The sequence below is a fragment of the Streptomyces diversicolor genome, assembly GCF_057537855.1.
Window position 1 is genome coordinate 65,988 of the sequence record NZ_BAAJXA010000045.1, and the last position, 16,994, is coordinate 82,981.

Consider the following 16,994-nt stretch of genomic DNA (forward strand, 5'->3'; position numbering starts at 1 on the left):
CATCACCTCGTACGGTCGAGCGGCTGCATGAGCATGTCCGCGATCCGCTCCCGGGTGAGGCGTTCCGCGCGCGGTGCGTGCTGGGTGAGGAAGAGGGCGTTGAGCAGCTGGTCCGCGGCGACCACCTCGCCCGGTTCGCGGTCCAGGAACCGGGCGATCAGATCGCGGCCCGCGGTCACGCTCTCCTCGCCGAGGTGCGCCTCCACCATGGCGGTGAGCTGTTCCTCGCCGGGCGGCTCCAGTTCGAGCTGGATGCAACGGCGCAGCAGCGGCGCCGGGAAGTCGCGCTCGCCGTTGGAGGTCAGGACGATCACCGGGAAGGCGGTGCAGGCGACACGTCCGCCGTGCACGCGGACCCGCCCGCCGTCGTGGGTGAGCACGTCGACGACGGGTTCGCGGTCCGCCAGCCGCTCCAGTTCGGGGATCGCGAACTCGCCCTCTTCCAGGGTGTTCAGGAGGTCGTTGGGCAGATCGAGGTCGCTCTTGTCCAGTTCGTCGATGAGCAGGACCCGGGGCTGCTCGGCGGGGAGCAGGGCGGTGCCGAGCGGGCCGAGGCGGATGTAGGAGCCGATGCCGGAGGCCGCCGCCGCGGCCCCTTCGGCGCCGTGGGCGCGCTCCAGCTGGACGTCCTGGAGCCGGCCGATCGCGTCGTAGCGGTACAGGCCGTCGTGGAGCGTGGTGCGGCTGACGATCGGCCAGCGCAGCACCGTGCCGAGGCCGAGTTCATGGGCGACCGCGTAGGCGAGGGTGGACTTGCCGGTGCCCGGGTTGCCGGTGACGAGCAGCGGACGGCGCAGATAGAGCGCGGCGTTGACGGCGTCGACCTCGGCGGGCCGTGGGGCGTAGTTCTCGACCAGGCGCCGGCGCACGCCGAGCCGGCGGGCGCTGCTGGAGTCCTCCGGGCCGGACTCCGCCCCGTCCTGGGCGGCCGCGAAGTCACGCCAGGGCGGCGGCGCGGGCAACCGCCGTACTCCGTCGTGCGGCTGACCCACTCCGCGGTAGATCCGCCAGTCGTTCACCATGGGCTCCTCCCGGCTCCGGTGATCAGGCTGCGGGCCCGGCCGTTCGACGTACGACGTTACCGCCAGGCGGCCGTGCCTGCCGAGCTTCGCGGGCGTCCGGTGTCGCTTCCCGGTCCGGGAACGCCCTTGTGATGCAGGTGGGTTGACGGGGTGTCCGGTGGGCGGTCAGCCGCCGGGGGCGGCCAGGGGTGGCGGTCGCATGGCCTCCGTTCCGTACGGAGTGCGGTCGGGCGGATCGAACAGCACGGCGAGCTTGCCGCGCAGCCCCTGGGCGCGCACGGTGTCGGGGTCGGCGAGCCGGATGCGCAGGTCACGGACCGGGCCGTGCAGCCCGTCCGCCCCCTTGGCGAGCCCGAGCAGGTCGGCGGCCTGCCGGTGGAAGGCGCGGCACTCGTCGTGGTCGTGCCGGTCCCGGCGCCACAGCACCACGGAGTGACCGGCCATGAGCGCGTACTTCATGGCCACCTGGCCCTCGCCGCTGCCGACCGGGCCGCAGTAGACCGGCACGCAGCCGTTGCCCAGCGCCGACAGCCGGCCGTAGACGGCGTACTCGCCCTCGCTGCGGCCGCCGGGCGTGTGTCCGCCGGCCGGTGCCTCGCCGCGCAGCGGCTGGTGGGAGAGCGGGCCGCGGGCCGTGGCCCGCCACCGTTTGAGCCATTCCGGCGAGGGCTTCCTGGCGTTGCGCCGTGCGTCGCGGATGACGACGGTCCGGCGCAGCCCGAGCGGCATGGCACGCTCGTCGGGATCGGCGGCATCGTCGGTATCGGCGGCATCGTCTTCGGGGTCGCCGGCGGCGCCGTCGGGAGCGAGGCCCCAGTCGTCCACGGGCAGGTCGAACAGGCGGCGCGGCAGGAACACCTCGACGGCGGCCAGGTGTTCGCCGTGGTCGCCCTGGCTGAGCGCGCGGGCCAGCGGTTCACGCAGGGTCGCGGACAGTTCGTCGGCGCGTACGCCGCGGTCGTCGCCGGCCACGGGCGTGACGTCCTGGCCGTCGTAGATCAGCTGAACGCTCCAGGGGTAGAGGTCGCCGTACATCGGCTCGCCCACCTTGACGAGGACGTCGGTGCGGGCCGTGGACGGCTCCGCGGAGTGTGCGGCGGCCGGGTCGAAGAGGCCGTCGAGGATGCCGTGGATGGCCTCGCCGACCGCCCAGTACTCGTGCCGGTCGGCCTGTTCGGTGATCCAGTCGGCGAAGGCGCGCAGCCGCTCCGGGTCCGCCTCGCCCGGGCGCTCCCGGACGGTGTGCCGGGCCACCCGCGCCGCGTACAGCAGGACGGCGTCGAGGTCGACCGGGGCTCCGCCGGCGGGTCGCCCCGGTGCGCGCAGTCCGTGCAGCAGTCCCGCGCCCTCGCGCCAGCTGCGCGGCTCGTGCACGATCAGCGAGCGGTGCCGGCTGTTCAGCACCCGCGCCCTGACCTCCTCGACGAGATGGACGACCTCGCCGGGCCCGGCGGGCGGCGGAAGGTGCGCCAGGTGGCCGTAGAGCCGGGCCCGCAGTTCGGGGGTGATCCCGGAGCCGTCGTAGCCGGGCAGGCCGGACTGCGCCGCGGTCCAGTGCGCGTACTCCGCCGGGTCGTCAAGGAGCGCGAGGTGGTGCAGATCGTGCGCGCGCAGCACCTCGTGCACCAGGTCGCCGCCCCGTACGTCGAGCAGTTCGCGCAGCGCGGTGATCGGGACGGCGGCGCCCTCGTCCCGGCCGCGGCCCTTGATCATGCCGATCACCGCGCCGTAGCGCCGGTCGATCACGGGGCCGCCGGACAGTCCCTCGAACGGCAGGCTGCCGTTGATCAGCAGTGCCCGGCCGTCCGATCCCGCCGCCTCGCCGACGCCGTGCCGCACACCCAGCTCGCCGGTCCTGCGGGACCAGCCGTGCAGGCCGATCGGGGCGGGGGTGCTGGGCGCCCGGTCGCTCAGCCACAGGCACCGCGCGTCCTCGGCGTCCGGCACCCGGACCAGCGCGATGTCCGGCAGCCGCCAGCGGTCGCCCGCCGCGTCGGGGTGCTCCGGGCGCGGGTCGGCGAGGACCACGGTGCCGGTCGCGGTCCGCTCCCCCCGGGGGCCCGCGGCGCCGCGGCCCTCCCAGTTCACGCCCACGACCCTCTCGCCTCGCCACACCGCAGCGCCCCCCTTTCCCACGACGTGCGCGCAGGTCAGCAGCCAACCCGGAGCTATGAAGAAGCCTGATCCCCAGTACCCGTCACGGTCGGTTGCATACCCGTCGCCCGGTGCGCCGATGCGTGCGAGCGAGGGGCGCACCATCTCGTCGAAGGCGCTCATTCCGCGTCGGGGGCCGTGGAGCCGGGCGCCGCGCCGGCCCGCCGGTCCGCCGCCGGATCCGTCCGCCCCCCGTCCCCCGCCGGTTCGGTCCAGGTCAGGGACACGGTCAGGGAAGAGGTGCCGCCGCCTTCGGCGATGGCGCTCACGATCTTGCCGGACTGCGCCGTCAGTTCGATTCCGAAGCTCACGGACACCTCGACCGGCGCCGTCGTGTCCAGACCGGCGCGCAGGGAGCGCACGACGCCCCCGACCGTGCCGGCCAGTCCCCCTGCCATGTCGACGACCCGGCCCCCGAACCCGGTGTCCCGGAACCCGTCGTCCTGCGCGGTGTCGCCGGCCGCGCCGATCCTGGCCCAGACGACGGTTCCGTCGTCCAGCCGTATCCGTTCGACCCCTCCGCCCATGCCGCCCCCGTTCGCTCAATGGGAGGAGAAGGCTAACTCCCGATGAAGACGAGTGGGAGGGGCAACGATCCCTCGGGCGTGGCGAATGAGCGCATCAGGGCTTCCCGTCGGGACCGCCGGCCTCCTGCTCTACGGCTCTGCTGTCCTACGGCTCTGCTGCCCTGCTGCTCTACTCATCGTCCTCATTGTCCTCGTCGTCGAGCCGGGCCAGCCAGGTCGCCAGCCGCTCGACGGGGACCTCGAAGTCCGGGTTGAGGTCCACGAAGGTGCGCAACTGCTCGGCAAGCCACTCGAAGGTGACCTCTTCCTCGCCGCGCCGCTTCTCCAGTTCCTCGATGCCGCGGTCGGTGAAGTACATGGGGGTGTCTCTCCTGCGGATACGTGTGCACTCGGCCTTGCCGCACAGCCTATGCAACCCCCGCACCCACAGACCGCCGAGCGCCCCCGGCCGGCCGCGCCCCGGTGGGCCGGGGACCGTCCACCAACGGGTGTCTTGACTTTCCGGGTCCGCGATATATCGTGTTTTACGGAAGACGCGATATGGCGCGTCGCGTCCCCGCCGAGGAGGTCAGCACCATGCCCGAGTCCGAGTGGTCCGTCACGGAGCCCAGGAAGCTCACCTTCGACGACCCCGTGCGCGATCTGCACGTGCGCATCGTCAACGGAACAGTCAACGTCGTGGGCACGGACGAGGGTTCCGCCCGGCTCCAGATCTCCCAGATCGAGGGTCCGCCCCTGGTGGTCACCCAGGAGGGCGGCACCCTCACCGTGGCGTACGAGGACCTGCCCTGGAAGGGCTTCCTCAAGTGGCTGGACCGCAAGGGCTGGCGCCGCACCGCGGTCGTCTCGCTCGCGGTCCCCGCGGACACCCGCGTCGAGGTGGGCGTGGTCGGCGCCGGCGCCGTGGTCTCGGGGATCCGCGGCCCCTCGGTGGTCAAGGGCGTCACCGGCGACACGACCCTCGTCGCCCTGTCCGGCCCGGTCCGCGCGGACACGGTCTCCGGCAGCCTGGAGGCGCAGGCCGTCACCGGCGACCTCCGCTTCAACTCCGTCTCGGGCGACCTGACCGTCGTCGAGGGCTCCGGCCCCTCCGTGCGCGCCGACTCGGTCAGCGGATCCATGATCATCGACCTGGATCCGGACGGTCCGACCGACGTCCGGCTGACCAGCGTCTCCGGCGAGATCGCCATCCGGCTGCCGCATCCGGCGGACGCGGAGGTGGAGGCGAACACGGCGAGCGGCACGATCTCCAACGCCTTCGACGGACTGCGGGTGCACGGCCAGTGGGGCGCCCACAAGATCACCGGCCGGCTCGGCGCGGGCAACGGCACCCTCCGGGCCACCACGGTCTCCGGCTCCATCGCCCTGCTGCGCCGCCCGCCGAAGGAGGACGAGGGCACGACCTGGGACGACACCGAGCCGGATCCGGCCGCGTCCCGGCACACGTCGGGGGACAATTCCGCTTCCGGCCGGACAGCCGACACGACGAGCGCCCCGGCCGACGGCACGACCGACAAGAAGGTGCTCTGACATGCCTCCCGTCTTCGCCCACGGCCGCCTCCGCCTCTACCTGCTCAAGCTGCTCGACGAGGCCCCGCGCCACGGCTACGAGGTGATCCGTCTCCTCGAAGAACGCTTCCAGGGGCTGTACGCCCCGTCGGCGGGCACCGTCTACCCCCGGCTGGCCAAGCTGGAGGCCGAGGGCCTGGTCACGCACACCACCGAGGGCGGCCGCAAGGTGTACGCCATCACGGACGCGGGCCGCGCCGAACTGGCCGACCGCAGCGGAGAACTGGCCGACCTGGAGCTGGAGATCCGCGAGTCGGTCGCGGAACTCGCCGCCGAGATCCGGGCCGATGTGCGCGGCGCGGCGGGCGACCTGCGGCGCGAGATGCGGGCCGCCGCCTCCGAGGCCCGGCAAGGTGCCGGCACCCGCGCCGCCGAGCAGGGCCCCTTCGGGGAGTACGGCGAGGCCGGCGACAAGGAGTCCTGGCGCGCCGCCAAGGAGGAGATGCGCCGCGTCAAGCAGGAGTGGAAGGAGCAGGCCCGGCGGGCCAAGGACGAGAGCCGCAGAGCCCGTGACGAGGCCCAGCGGGCGCGGCGCCAGGCCCAGGAGGCCCAGGCGCGGGCGCGGGCCCAGGCGCAGGAGGAGATGCAGCGGATCGCGCGGCGGGTCCAGGAGCGTGTGCAGGACCACTTCACGCGGGGCGACTGGCCCACGGGCATGCGTGAGGGCCTGAGCGAACTCGCCAAGGAGTTCGGCGAGTTCGGCAAGGACTTCGGGAAGGAGTTCGGCAAGGACTTCGGGTTCGGCCGCGGCGGGGCGGGAGCGGGGGCCGGCCAGGGACCGGCGGCGGGGCCCCACAAGGCCGCGCCCGCTCCGGAGTACGAGCAGACGGCGGAGGACTTCCCGGCCGACTACGTACCGGCCTGGGCCCAGGAGGACACCAGCGGCGACCCGGCCCGTGACCTGGACCGCCTCCTCGACCGCTTCCGGGACGACATCCGGGACGCGGCCCGCGACAACGGCGTCACGGCCGACCAGTTGCGGGACGCCCGCCGCCATCTGTCGACGGCGGCGGCCCACATCGGGGTGATCCTCCGCCGGCCCCGCCCCTGACCCCCGGCACCGCTTCCCGCACTGCCCCGCGCCCGATGACCGCACCCGATGCCCGCGTCCGGCGCGGGCTCGGGCTCGGGCTCGGGTGAGGCCGCGTCAGGACGCCTTCGCCTCTCCGCCGCCGTACAGCACCCGCGTCACGGACTCGTACGTCACCCCGTGATCGGCCAGGACCTCGGCGGGTACGCCGAGGCAGACGGTCAGGGCGATGAGGATGTGCTCGTCGCCGATGTGCCGGTCACGGCGGCCGACGGCGGTGCGCAGCGCCCGTTCGAGGACGTCCTTGGCGCCCCGGCTGAAGGGGCGGTGGCCCGGCCACCGGCCCTTGCCCCCGCGGTCGCGGGACAGCGCTCCGACGCCATGCGTCTCCTCGACCCGCTGGACGATCCCGGAGACGTCGATCCCCAGCCCGGCGAGCGCGTCCTCGTCCGCCCGGGTGAGACCGCCCCGCCGCCGCGCCTCGCCGAGCGCGCCGCGCACGGACTCCTTGCGGTCGGCGAGGCCCAGCGCGGCCAGCGCGAAGGAGGCGCGGCTTGCCTCACGGTCGAGCAGCGCGAGGAGCATATGGTCGGCGCCGATGGAGCGCGCGCCCTCGCGTTCGCCGTGCTCCACGGCGCCGCGTACCACGTCACGGGCGTGCCTCGTGAACCGTTCGAACATCACTGCCTCCCGTACTTCTTGTGCACGGCCTGCCTGCTGACGCCGAGTTCGGCGGCGATCTCCTGCCACGACCAGCCCTGGTTGCGGGCGTTGCGCACCTGCACGGCCTCCAGCTGCTCCAGCAGCCTGCGCAGGGCGACGACGGCCCGCAGCCCGACCCGCGGGTCGCGGTCGCCCGCGCGCTCGGCGAGATTGGTTGCCTCGGTCATACTGTCAACCTACGTTGACATGAAGCGACCTGTCAACCATGGTTGACAAAGCCGACGGCCGACCCGCAAGCCGGGCCGGCCGTCGGTGCGGCAGTGGCGCGGGGGTCAGCCGTGGGTGAGCACGACCTTTCCGAAGTGGCCGCCGGACTCCAGCCGTTCGAAGCCCTCGCGGGCGCGGTCCAGCGGCAGCACCTCGTCGATGACGGGACGTACGCCGGTGGCGGCGCAGAAGGAGAGCAGATCCTCCAGCTCCTCCTTGGTGCCCATGGTCGAGCCGACGACCTTGAGCTCCAGGAAGAAGATCCGGGTCAGCTCGGCGTGGGACGGCCGGTCACCGCTGGTGGCACCGGAGATGACGATGGTGCCGCCGGGCCGCAGGGACTTCACCGAGTGGGACCAGGTGGCGGCGCCGACGGTCTCGATGACGGCGTCCACCCGCTGCGGCAGCCGCGCCCCCGTCTCCACCGCCTCGACGGCACCCAGCTCCAGGGCCCGCTTGCGCTTGGCCTCGTCCCGGCTGGTGGCGAAGACGCGCAGCCCCGCCGCCTTGCCGAGCACGATCGCGGCCGTGGCCACACCGCCGCCCGCGCCCTGCACGAGCACCGAGTCGCCCGGCCGCACCCCGGCGTTGGTGAAGAGCATGCGGTACGCCGTCAGCCAGGCCGTGGGCAGACAGGCGGCCTCCTCGAAGGACAGCTCCTTGGGCTTGGGCAGGATGTTCCAGGTGGGCACGGCGACCTGCTCGGCGAGGGTGCCCTGGTAGCGCTCGGTGAGGATGGAGCGGGGTTCCCTGGGGCCGACGCCGTGGCCGGTCTGGCCGATGACGGAGTGCAGGACGACCTCGTTGCCGTCCTCGTCGACTCCGGCGGCGTCACAGCCGAGGATCATCGGCAGCCGGTCCTCCGGGAGGCCGACGCCCCGGAGCGACCACAGGTCGTGATGGTTGAGGGAGGCGGCCCGGACGTCGACGATGCTCCAGCCGGGGCGGGCCTCGGGGGCCGGGCGCTCCCCCAACTCAAGGCCGGACAGCGGCTGCTCGGGATCGATTCGGGCGGCGTAGACAGCGAACATGGGCTCGACGATAGGTTCCCCACCCCACCAGCGGAACCAGACACCCCTGTGACACACACCCTCTTGCCGGCGAACCACAAGACGTCCGACCCGGCGGCCTCGTGCCGGGGGGCAGCGAGCGCGTGGCCCAAAAGTCCGCGAGGAACCACGCACCCAGCCACGACAGCAGCGCCCCGAAGGGGCGCGGGGAACCGCGCGCCCAACCACGACGCAGCCGCACCCGAACAACGACAGCACCACCCCCAAAGGGGCGCGGGGAACTGCGCGACCAGCCACAACACCGCCGCACCCCACCCACAACAGCACCACCCCCAAAGGGGCGCGAGGAACCGCGCACCCAACCACGACGCAGCCGCACCCGAATAACGACAGCACCCCCCAAAGGGGCGCGGGGAACTGCGCGACCAGCCACAACACCGCCGCACCCGAATGACGCCGCACCCGAATGACGCCGCACCCGCGCGGAGCGCCCCGTGGGCCCGCCTCGGTGGGCCCCCGCCGAGGTAGGCCCGACGACCCGAGGCCCAGGACAACCGGCTACCGGCGGGCCACGCCCTCCGCTCGGGCCGCCGCCGCCACCGCTGCCGTCACCGCGGGAGCGACCCGCTCGTCGAACGGCGAGGGGATGACGTAGTCGGCGGCGAGATCGTCGCCGACCACCGCGGCCAGCGCCTCCGCCGCCGCGAGCTTCATCCCCTCGGTGATCCGGGAGGCCCGCACCTGCAGCGCGCCCGCGAAGATGCCGGGGAACGCCAGCACGTTGTTGATCTGGTTCGGGAAGTCCGACCGGCCGGTAGCGACGACCGCCGCGTACTTGTGGGCGACGTCCGGGTGCACCTCGGGCTCCGGGTTGGCCATGGCGAACACGAACGCGCCATCGGCCATCGAGGCCACCGCCGCCTCCGGGACCGTACCGCCGGAGACGCCGATGAAGACGTCCGCGCCGGCCAGCGCGTCCTCCAGCGAGCCCGTGTGGCCGGCCTTGTTGGTGAACCCGGCCAGTTCCCGCTTGACCGGCGTGAGGTCGTCCCGGTCGGCCGACACGACGCCCTTGCGGTCGGCCACCGCGACGTCTCCGATCCCGGCTTCGACCAGCATCTTGGCGATGGCGACACCGGCCGCCCCGGCGCCCGAGATGACGGCCCGCAGATCACCGACGCTCCGCCCGCTCAGCCGCGCGGCGTTACGCAGCGCGGCCAGCGTCACGACCGCCGTACCGTGCTGGTCGTCGTGGAAGACGGGGATGTCCAGCCGCTCCTGGAGCTTGCGCTCGATCTCGAAGCACCGCGGCGCCGAGATGTCCTCCAGGTTCACGCCGCCGAAGGAGGGGGCGAGGCGGACCACGGTCTCCACGATCTCGTCGGCGTCCGTGCAGTCGAGCGCGATCGGCACCGCGTCCACGCCGCCGAACTGCTTGAACAGGATCGCCTTGCCCTCCATCACGGGAAGGGAGGCTTGGGGACCGATGTCCCCGAGCCCGAGGACGGCCGTGCCGTCGGTGACGACGGCCACCACGGACGACTTCCACGTGTAGTCGTTGACCAGTTCCGGCTGTTCCGCGATCGCGGTGCACACGCGCGCGACGCCGGGCGTGTAGGCGAGGGACAGGTCGTCCTTGTCGCGGACCGGCACGGTGGCCCGCACGGCCATCTTGCCGCCGCGGTGGAGCGCGAAGGCCGGGTCGAAGGAATCGAGGGGCTCGGCCCCGCCGTCCTGGTCGGCACTGCTGTCGCTGCGAGGATTGACGATCTCCGCTGCCACTTGTTTACCCCTTAGGTGTTCATGGTGTGAGGGTGAGGGCCACTCCTGGTGAAGAGTGGGCGGGACCGCATACGACCCGGTTTGACCGTTGCGTACGGGTCGTACGCGACGAGCGCGCCGCACACGCGCCCTGAGCCCCGGATGAGGGGTGTAAAGCACCTTCTTACCCGACGGACGGCGCCGACGACGAGTCCATTGGGTGCAAGGTCACCTGGCGCGGTCCGGCGGCCACACTCCGGTGGCCTGCACTCCGCGCCCCGTTCGCTTGCACGACGGCGGGCACCGGGCAAGCATCGACCGCATGGTGAGATGCGCCGAAGATATTCCGGTCGATACCGGGGTTTTCCGCAGACGGTCCGGCTGGATGTACCGACCTGGGCGGTTCGGGGGTCACCCGTTATCCGATTTTGACATAGCGGGTCGCCTGATTGGCCTAGCCCGAATGGCAAGATGCGGTAACCCACGAGGTCGCGACACCCGAAGGTGTGTGTTCTCGTCGACCCATCGGCAACGCTACCCATCCGCCGGAGGAACCCCATGACCGCTCGTTCGACCCGTCGCACCACCGCCGCGCACTCCCGGCTAGCAGCGGTCGGTGCGATCGCGGTCACCGGCGCCCTGCTGCTCACCGGCTGCGGTGACCAGACCGACAAGGGCGGCAGCGGTTCCGACGCGTCCTCCTCCTCGGCACCGCTCGCCGACAAGCTCCCCAAGGACATCCGCGACGCGGGCGTCATCAAGGTGGGCTCGGACATCGCCTACCCGCCGGTGGAGTACATGGAGGGCGGCAAGGCCGTCGGCATCGACCCGGACATCGCGGACGCCCTCGGCAAGCAGCTGGGCGTGAAGTTCGAGTTCCAGAACGGCAAGTTCGACAACCTCATCGTCGGCCTTCAGGCCAAGCGGTTCAACGTGATCATGTCCGCGATGAACGACACCAAGGACCGCCAGGACGGCATCAACTCGGACAACGGCCAGAAGGTCGGCAACGGCATCGACTTCGTGGACTACTTCACGGCCGGCACCTCGATCCTCGTCCAGAAGGGCAACCCGAAGGGCATCAAGACGCTGGACGACCTGTGCGGCAAGGTCGTGGCCCTGCAGAAGGGCACCACGTCCGAGGGCATCGCCAAGGCGCAGACCAAGAAGTGTACGCAGGACGGCAAGAAGGCGATCAAGCTGCAGACCTTCGACACCGACCCCGAGGCCCTGCTCCGCCTCAAGCAGAGCGCGTCGGTGGCGGACCTCAACGACTTCCCGGTGGCCGCCTACAACGCCAAGACCTCCGGCGGCGGCAAGGACTTCGAGGTGATCGGCGAGCAGATCGAGGCCGGCCCGTACGGCATCGGCGTCAGCAAGGAGAACACCCAGCTGCGCGACGCCCTCCAGGCGGCCGTGAACGCCATCATCAAGAACGGCGAGTACACCAAGATCATGGAGAAGTGGAACGTCACGGCCGGCGCGGTGACCGAAGCGAAGATCAACGGCGGTTCCTGAGCGTCCCGAGCGACTGAAGGGCAGCAGCCACCGTGTCTGACACCGCCGAGAAGATTCCCGCGCCACCGGTTCCACCGGAACAGATCAAGGCCATTCCGGTGCGCCACTACGGCCGCTGGGTGGCCGGCGCGCTGGTCATCGCCGTCCTGGTGCTGATCGGCACGGCATTCTCCAACGCGAAGATCAACTACAGCATCATCCCGCAGTATCTGACGGACGGGACCATCCTGTCCGGGGCCTGGCACACGCTGTACATCTCCGTGCTCGCCATGGCGCTCGGCCTGGTCCTGGGCGTCGTCATCGCCGTGATGCGCATGTCGTCGAACCCGGTGACCAGCACGGTGGCCTGGTTCTACGTCTGGTTCTTCCGCGGTACCCCGGTCCTCGTCCAGCTGCTGCTCTGGTACAACATCTCGCTGGTGTTCCCCATCCTCAACCTGGGGTTCTACAAGAACGAGATGAACCAGGTCATGACGCCGTTCCTGACCGCGCTGCTGGGCCTCGGCCTGAACGAGGCCGCGTACATGTCGGAGATCGTCCGGGCCGGCATCCAGTCGGTCGACCTGGGCCAGACGGAGGCGTCGCACGCGCTGGGCATGACCCAGGGCCAGACGCTGCGCCGGGTGATCCTGCCGCAGGCGATGCGGGTCATCGTCCCGCCGACCGGCAACGAGTTCATCAACATGCTGAAGACCTCGTCGCTCGCGTACGCGGTCCAGTTCAACGAGCTGATCAAACGGGCCACGGACATCTCCAGTACCTCGCTCGCGGTCGTCGAGATGTACTTCGTGGCGTCGATCTGGTACCTGATCCTGACCACGGTGTTCAGCATCGTGCAGTACTACGTGGAACGCCGGTACGCCCGCGGCTCCTCGCGCAGCCTGCCGCCGACACCGTTGCAGCGGCTCAGGAGGAACCTCCGCCAGTTCGGTTCGTTCCGCCGTCCGGAGGTGGCCCGATGACCAGTCTCAGCAAGGACACCGGCTTCGGCCGCGGCTCGGCCGGCGGGCCGATGGTCAGGGCCGAGGGCGTGCACAAGTCCTTCGGGCTCTCGCACATCCTCAAGGGCATCGACCTGGAGGTGAACCCGCGCGAGGTGTTCTGCGTCATCGGGCCCTCCGGCTCGGGAAAGTCCACCTTCCTGCGGTGCATCAACCACCTGGAGAAGATCAGCGCGGGGCGGCTGTACGTCGACGGCGACCTCGTCGGCTACCGGCAGCGCGGCGACAAGCTCTACGAGCTGAAGGAGCGGGAGGTCGCGGCGCAGCGGCGGGACATCGGCATGGTGTTCCAGCGCTTCAACCTCTTCCCGCACATGACGGCGCTGGAGAACGTCATGGAGGCGCCCGTCCAGGTCAAGCGGGAGTCCAAGGCGGTCGCCCGGGAGCGCGCGCAGCGGCTGCTCGACCGGGTGGGCCTCGGCGACCGCACCGGGCACTATCCGGCGCAGCTCTCCGGCGGCCAGCAGCAGCGGGTCGCCATCGCCCGTGCCCTGGCGATGGAGCCCAAGCTGATGCTGTTCGACGAGCCGACCTCGGCGCTCGACCCGGAATTGGTCGGCGAAGTCCTCGACGTGATGCGGGACCTCGCCGAGGACGGCATGACGATGATCGTCGTCACGCACGAGATGGGCTTCGCCCGTGAGGTCGGGGACTCGCTGGTGTTCATGGACGACGGCGTGGTGGTCGAGTCCGGGCACCCCCGCGAGGTCCTGACCAACCCCCAGCACGACCGCACGAGATCCTTCCTGTCCAAGGTCCTCTAGCCTGACCGGGCGAAACCCGCCCCTGGGCCCGCGCTGCCCCTCCAGGCACGCGGGCCCACCGCCCTGCACGACCACCGCGGCGGCCGGCCGTTGCCCGGCACCCTCCAGCCACCGACACTCGGCCCGCACACCCCACACCACCCGCCACCCACACCCCGGGTCGCTCAATTCGCCCGGATTGCCCTGACGCCCCGGACCTTCCAGACCGCCCTGGGTCGCCCCGGCGCCCGGGCACCGGCCGCCCTGCTACGGATCACCCGGACACCCGGGGCTGCCCCGACGCCCCGGGCCACCCGAACATCCAGGGCCACCCGACCGGTTCAACCGCTTCCGCCCTTTCAGCCGGATGCACCAATACAGCCGCTCCCGACTGTTCAGTCGGTCCCGCCGATTCAGCCGGCCCGGCCGGTGCAACCGGATCCACCCGATCGGGCGGCCCCAGGGGATCAGCCGGCCCCCTCGCACCGACCGACCCCACCGGATCGGCGGGGTCAGCCCGATCACCGGATCAGCCGGCCCCGTCCGGATCGGCCGGGCCGCTCCGAACAGCCGGTTCCGGCGGGTCGGTCGGTGCTGTCGGTTCTGTCGGTTCGGGTCGCCGTTGTCGGCCTCGTCGCCCTCGTCGGCTGGGGTCGGTCACTTGAGGGCGAGGAGAAGGGTGTCCGATGGGGAGGACCACACCGGCCGGGCCTCCGAGAAGCCCTTCTCGCGCAGCACGCGTGCGTGCCAGGCGACGGAGGGCATGTCCCCGTCGGCATGCTCGCCGTAGATCGCGAAGCGGCGGGCCGTGGGCTCGGCGAGGACCGGGTCCTTCGCGGCGAGTTGCCACCACTCCGCCCAGTCGAGCGCACCCGCGCGCTTGGCCTGATCCATGCGGGCGTGCCGCTGGGCCCGTTCGGCGGCATTGATCCGGGGCGTGCTGTCATCGATCATGTGGTCCGCGTTCATGAAGACACCGCCGTCGCGGACGAGTTCCGCGACTTGACCGTAGAGGGCCGCGAGGGGGTCGCTGTGCAGCCAGTGCAGGGCCGTGGCGGTCAGGACCGCGTCGTACGCGTCGTACGGCAGCAGCGCGGGCCACTGCGGGTCCTTGAGGTCGGCGGTGACGAAGGTGACCCGTTCGTCACCCGCGAAGGTGCCCTCGGCGATGGCCAGCAGCGCCGGGTCGAGGTCGACGCCGGTGCTGACCGCCTGCGGGAACCGCTTCAGCAGCCGGCCGGTGATGCTGCCGGTGCCGCAGGCGAGGTCGAGCACGCGCGGCGCGCTGCCGACGAGCGCCTCGACCATGTCGAGCATGATCGTGAACCGCTCCTCGCGGTCGGGCATGTACCACTCCTGCTGCCGGTCCCAGCTCTCCTGCCAGGCCCGCCAGTCGGCTCCGGTCGTGGCCGTGTTCGCGTCCGTCATCGCAACCCCTCCCACGCGAAGGTCCCGTAATACCCTGGAAGCACGATCGGCCATTACCCGATCGCGTCCACGACCATAGAGCACCACCGTAAGGACTACAAGTGGAACTGGCCTATTACTCGGACTACGCCGTGCGCCTCGTCAACAGCGAGGAACCGCTCCGGGGCAAGGACTCGCTCACCACGGTCGAAGCCGTCCGCGGCCTGTTCGGCGTCAACCAGTCGGCGGCCCGCCGCGCCGCCGACGCCGACGTCACCCGTTTCCGCTCGGTGCGCGCCCGGCTGCGCGCGGTCTTCGAGGCCGCCGACCAGGGCGACGAGACCCTGGCGGTGGACCTGCTGAACTCACTGCTGCTGGAGTTCCCGGTCAGCCCGCAGATCTCCGGACACGACCACCGGGACGACGACGGCCGCCCGCTGTGGCACATGCACCTGGCCGACCACCCGTCGAACGCCACCGCGGGCTACGCGGCGATCGCCGCCATGGGCCTGGCCTTCCACCTGACCGAGTACGGCGTGGACCGCCTGGGCCTGTGCCAGGCGGGCCCCTGCCGCAACGCCTACCTGGACACGTCCACCAACCGCTCCCGGCGCTACTGCTCCGACCGCTGCGCCACGCGGGCCAACGTGGCCGCCTACCGGGCCCGCAAACGTCTGGAGGCCGACCGGTCCGAGAACACCGGCCGCACGGCCGAGAGCGCCCAGCCCACGACGGCCAGCGGCGAGCGCTGATCCGCCCTGCGCGGCCGCAGCCGCAGCCGGACCCGGCCTAGGATCAGCTCCTGCGGCACGGCCCCGTAGTCGGTGCTGTCACCGCCCGCGTACGGATTGTCCCCCAGCACCCACCAGCCGCCCTCGCGGCGCTCCACGGCGCGCTTGACGACGAGCAGGTCCTGCTGGAAGGGATGGCGCAGGACCACGATGTCCCCGGGCCTGATCCGCGCGCCGTACTGCAACACGAGCCGGTCCCCGTGATACAGCGTCGGCACCATGGACGGCCCCGTCACCTCGGCCAGCCCGAAGGGCGGCGTCGCCCTCCCCCGCTCGGTCTCCTGCGACAGCTCCGGCATCGCCGGCACCTCCCCGGTCCGTTCCTCCACCAGTCTCAGTCTGACCCTGGACTTTTGTCCTAAGCCCTAGGGGGCACTCGCGAAATCCCGCCTCTCAGGGAGTAATGTCCCACCTGAGAAGACGATCACGAGGAAGGAATGCTCCATGCTTTCCCGCCTGTTTGCCCCCAAGGTCAAGGTCAGCGCGCACTGCGACCTGCCCTGCGGCGTGTACGACCCGGCCCAGGCCCGCATCGAGGCGGAGTCGGTGAAGGCCATCCAGGAGAAGATGGCCGGCAACGACGACCCGCACTTCCAGTCGCGCGCCACCGTCATCAAGGAGCAGCGTGCCGAGCTGGCGAAGCACCACGTCTCCGTGCTCTGGAGCGACTACTTCAAGCCCCCGCACTTCGAGAAGTACCCCGAGCTGCACCAGCTGGTCAACGACACCCTGAAGGCGCTCTCGGCCGCCAAGGCGTCCACCGACCCGGCGACGGGCCAGAAGGCGCTCGACTACATCGCCCAGATCGACAAGATCTTCTGGGAGACCAAGAAGGCGTGATCTTGGATCATGCCCTCTGACCTGCGATTTCTCTGGTTGCAGTGTCTCCCGGTCCGCACCCGGTCCGCAGGCCGCCGAGAACGGCGTCCATGACGGTCCGGGTGCGGTCTTCTTCCCCCGGCCACAGGTGCGTGTAGCTCCGCAGCGTGATGACGGCGCACGCGTGCCCAAGGACGAGCTGGACCTACTTGACGCTCGCTCCGCCGGCGATGAGGGCGGAGGCGTAGAAGTGCCGCAGGTCGTGGGTCACCATGTGCGGCAACTCGATGGGCTTGCGGCCCTCGCGCTCGCCCGCCCCGCTCTCCTCCGCCTGGAGCGCCCTGCGGGCGCAGTTCCATCCCCCCGAAGGCGACGAGAAGGCATGCCGGTGGATCGCGGTGCGCCATGCCGACGACCACCTCCCCATCATGGCCACCACCGTCCGCGTCGACGGGCGCCGCCCGCGCACCACCGCGACGGACAGCGAGCCCAGGCGGAGTGCCGCAAGATCGAGGCCGAGTTCGGCCTGCGCCGCCTGAAGTCCTGCGACCTCGTCGCGCCCCGCACCCCCACCGGCGCCGAGCGCGCCAAGGCGGAACGTCAGGGCCAGACGGTCACGGCACGGCAGTGGCTGCGCGAGCAGGCGTACGCGGTCGCCGCAGCCGTACGCAACGAAGCCGACTACTTCACCGTGCTGCAGTCCCTCGGCATC

17 protein-coding genes and 2 pseudogenes are annotated in these 16,994 nt (G+C 71.5%); 8 read left to right on the forward strand and 11 right to left on the reverse strand.

What is annotated here, in order from left to right; all coding sequences use genetic code 11:
- Positions 1–2: 2 nt before the first annotated feature.
- From AC27LF_RS37260 to AC27LF_RS37275, 4 genes are all read right to left on the reverse strand, one after another.
- Complete coding sequence (locus tag AC27LF_RS37260) at positions 3–1,019, reverse strand: AAA family ATPase (protein ID WP_479660768.1); 1,017 nt, start codon at positions 1,017–1,019, stop codon at positions 3–5.
- 168 nt (positions 1,020–1,187) lie between these two features.
- Complete coding sequence (locus AC27LF_RS37265; RefSeq protein WP_479660754.1) at positions 1,188–3,299, reverse strand: VMAP-C domain-containing protein; 2,112 nt, start codon at positions 3,297–3,299, stop codon at positions 1,188–1,190.
- Positions 3,296–3,703: a CU044_2847 family protein gene (locus AC27LF_RS37270; RefSeq protein WP_479660755.1), complete on the reverse strand. Its 408-nt coding sequence runs from the start codon at positions 3,701–3,703 to the stop codon at positions 3,296–3,298. Before AC27LF_RS37270 ends, AC27LF_RS37265 begins: the two co-directional genes overlap by 4 nt.
- A gap of 169 nt (positions 3,704–3,872) precedes the next feature.
- The gene (locus AC27LF_RS37275) at positions 3,873–4,061 is read right to left on the reverse strand and encodes a DUF6104 family protein (RefSeq protein ID WP_479660756.1); all 189 of its coding nucleotides are present in this window, start codon (positions 4,059–4,061) and stop codon (positions 3,873–3,875) included.
- Positions 4,062–4,243: 182 nt separating this feature from the next.
- Between AC27LF_RS37275 and AC27LF_RS37280 the strand changes: the two genes are divergently transcribed.
- Together AC27LF_RS37280 and AC27LF_RS37285 are read left to right on the forward strand one after the other, a co-directional pair.
- Positions 4,244–5,233, forward strand: a complete 990-nt coding sequence (locus AC27LF_RS37280; RefSeq protein ID WP_479660757.1) for a DUF4097 family beta strand repeat-containing protein — start codon at positions 4,244–4,246, stop codon at positions 5,231–5,233.
- Position 5,234: 1 nt separating this feature from the next.
- Complete coding sequence (locus AC27LF_RS37285; protein WP_479660758.1) at positions 5,235–6,323, forward strand: PadR family transcriptional regulator; 1,089 nt, start codon at positions 5,235–5,237, stop codon at positions 6,321–6,323.
- 96 nt (positions 6,324–6,419) lie between these two features.
- On the opposite strand, the gene AC27LF_RS37290 is transcribed toward AC27LF_RS37285, so the two are convergent.
- The 4 genes from AC27LF_RS37290 to AC27LF_RS37305 all read right to left on the reverse strand — a co-directional run bounded on the left by AC27LF_RS37290 (position 6,420) and on the right by AC27LF_RS37305 (position 10,024).
- On the reverse strand, positions 6,420–6,983 hold the full coding sequence (locus AC27LF_RS37290; protein WP_479660759.1) for a Clp protease N-terminal domain-containing protein: 564 nt from the start codon (positions 6,981–6,983) through the stop codon (positions 6,420–6,422).
- Positions 6,983–7,192, reverse strand: coding sequence for a helix-turn-helix domain-containing protein (locus tag AC27LF_RS37295; RefSeq protein WP_351729564.1), 210 nt, complete (start codon positions 7,190–7,192; stop codon positions 6,983–6,985). Before AC27LF_RS37295 ends, AC27LF_RS37290 begins: the two co-directional genes overlap by 1 nt.
- Positions 7,193–7,297: 105 nt before the next feature.
- A complete protein-coding gene (locus AC27LF_RS37300) occupies positions 7,298–8,263 on the reverse strand; it encodes a zinc-binding dehydrogenase (protein ID WP_479660760.1) in 966 nt (321 codons plus the stop codon).
- Between the two features lie 537 nt (positions 8,264–8,800).
- The gene (locus tag AC27LF_RS37305; RefSeq protein WP_479660761.1) at positions 8,801–10,024 is read right to left on the reverse strand and encodes an NAD(P)-dependent malic enzyme; all 1,224 of its coding nucleotides are present in this window, start codon (positions 10,022–10,024) and stop codon (positions 8,801–8,803) included.
- A 537-nt stretch (positions 10,025–10,561) separates the two neighbouring features.
- Here AC27LF_RS37305 and AC27LF_RS37310 point away from each other — a divergent pair.
- The 3 genes from AC27LF_RS37310 to AC27LF_RS37320 are packed head-to-tail and all read left to right on the forward strand — an operon-like array spanning position 10,562 to position 13,286.
- Entirely contained in the window at positions 10,562–11,521 is a 960-nt protein-coding gene (locus AC27LF_RS37310) for an ABC transporter substrate-binding protein (protein ID WP_479660762.1), read from the forward strand.
- 32 nt (positions 11,522–11,553) lie between these two features.
- Positions 11,554–12,483: an amino acid ABC transporter permease gene (locus AC27LF_RS37315; RefSeq protein WP_479660763.1), complete on the forward strand. Its 930-nt coding sequence runs from the start codon at positions 11,554–11,556 to the stop codon at positions 12,481–12,483.
- The gene (locus AC27LF_RS37320) at positions 12,480–13,286 is read left to right on the forward strand and encodes an amino acid ABC transporter ATP-binding protein (RefSeq protein WP_479660764.1); all 807 of its coding nucleotides are present in this window, start codon (positions 12,480–12,482) and stop codon (positions 13,284–13,286) included. Before AC27LF_RS37315 ends, AC27LF_RS37320 begins: the two co-directional genes overlap by 4 nt.
- A gap of 636 nt (positions 13,287–13,922) precedes the next feature.
- On the opposite strand, the gene AC27LF_RS37325 is transcribed toward AC27LF_RS37320, so the two are convergent.
- Positions 13,923–14,693 (reverse strand): class I SAM-dependent methyltransferase, encoded by a 771-nt coding sequence (locus tag AC27LF_RS37325; protein WP_479660765.1) that lies wholly within the window; start codon positions 14,691–14,693, stop codon positions 13,923–13,925.
- 101 nt (positions 14,694–14,794) lie between these two features.
- Between AC27LF_RS37325 and AC27LF_RS37330 the strand changes: the two genes are divergently transcribed.
- Positions 14,795–15,424 (forward strand): CGNR zinc finger domain-containing protein, encoded by a 630-nt coding sequence (locus tag AC27LF_RS37330; RefSeq protein WP_479660766.1) that lies wholly within the window; start codon positions 14,795–14,797, stop codon positions 15,422–15,424.
- Here AC27LF_RS37330 and sodX read toward each other — a convergent pair.
- The gene (gene sodX / locus AC27LF_RS37335; protein ID WP_479660769.1) at positions 15,328–15,762 is read right to left on the reverse strand and encodes a nickel-type superoxide dismutase maturation protease; all 435 of its coding nucleotides are present in this window, start codon (positions 15,760–15,762) and stop codon (positions 15,328–15,330) included. The genes AC27LF_RS37330 and sodX overlap by 97 nt on opposite strands.
- 145 nt (positions 15,763–15,907) lie before the next feature.
- Here sodX and sodN point away from each other — a divergent pair, with 145 nt between their 5' ends.
- Entirely contained in the window at positions 15,908–16,303 is a 396-nt protein-coding gene (gene sodN, locus AC27LF_RS37340; RefSeq protein WP_479660767.1) for a superoxide dismutase, Ni, read from the forward strand.
- A 7-nt stretch (positions 16,304–16,310) separates the two neighbouring features.
- On the opposite strand, the pseudogene AC27LF_RS37345 reads toward sodN, so the two are convergent.
- Positions 16,311–16,640: pseudogene (locus tag AC27LF_RS37345) on the reverse strand (tyrosine-type recombinase/integrase); the annotation flags it as partial.
- A 4-nt stretch (positions 16,641–16,644) separates the two neighbouring features.
- Here AC27LF_RS37345 and AC27LF_RS37350 point away from each other — a divergent pair.
- Positions 16,645–16,994, forward strand: a pseudogene (locus AC27LF_RS37350) (relaxase/mobilization nuclease domain-containing protein); the annotation flags it as partial.

Excerpts from the sequence above, each read along its gene's own strand:
- AC27LF_RS37265 (WP_479660754.1), bottom strand. The coding sequence starts at position 3,299 with ATGAGCGCCTTCGACGAGATGGTGCGCCCCTCGCTCGCACGCATCGGC.
- AC27LF_RS37270 (WP_479660755.1), bottom strand. The coding sequence starts at position 3,703 with ATGGGCGGAGGGGTCGAACGGATACGGCTGGACGACGGAACCGTCGTC.
- AC27LF_RS37275 (WP_479660756.1), bottom strand. The coding sequence starts at position 4,061 with ATGTACTTCACCGACCGCGGCATCGAGGAACTGGAGAAGCGGCGCGGC.
- AC27LF_RS37280 (WP_479660757.1), top strand. The coding sequence starts at position 4,244 with ATGGCGCGTCGCGTCCCCGCCGAGGAGGTCAGCACCATGCCCGAGTCC.
- AC27LF_RS37285 (WP_479660758.1), top strand. The coding sequence starts at position 5,235 with ATGCCTCCCGTCTTCGCCCACGGCCGCCTCCGCCTCTACCTGCTCAAG.
- AC27LF_RS37290 (WP_479660759.1), bottom strand. The coding sequence starts at position 6,983 with ATGTTCGAACGGTTCACGAGGCACGCCCGTGACGTGGTACGCGGCGCC.
- AC27LF_RS37295 (WP_351729564.1), bottom strand. The coding sequence starts at position 7,192 with ATGACCGAGGCAACCAATCTCGCCGAGCGCGCGGGCGACCGCGACCCG.
- AC27LF_RS37300 (WP_479660760.1), bottom strand. The coding sequence starts at position 8,263 with ATGTTCGCTGTCTACGCCGCCCGAATCGATCCCGAGCAGCCGCTGTCC.
- AC27LF_RS37310 (WP_479660762.1), top strand. The coding sequence starts at position 10,562 with ATGACCGCTCGTTCGACCCGTCGCACCACCGCCGCGCACTCCCGGCTA.
- AC27LF_RS37320 (WP_479660764.1), top strand. The coding sequence starts at position 12,480 with ATGACCAGTCTCAGCAAGGACACCGGCTTCGGCCGCGGCTCGGCCGGC.
- AC27LF_RS37325 (WP_479660765.1), bottom strand. The coding sequence starts at position 14,693 with ATGACGGACGCGAACACGGCCACGACCGGAGCCGACTGGCGGGCCTGG.
- sodX (WP_479660769.1), bottom strand. The coding sequence starts at position 15,762 with ATGCCGGAGCTGTCGCAGGAGACCGAGCGGGGGAGGGCGACGCCGCCC.
- sodN (WP_479660767.1), top strand. The coding sequence starts at position 15,908 with ATGCTTTCCCGCCTGTTTGCCCCCAAGGTCAAGGTCAGCGCGCACTGC.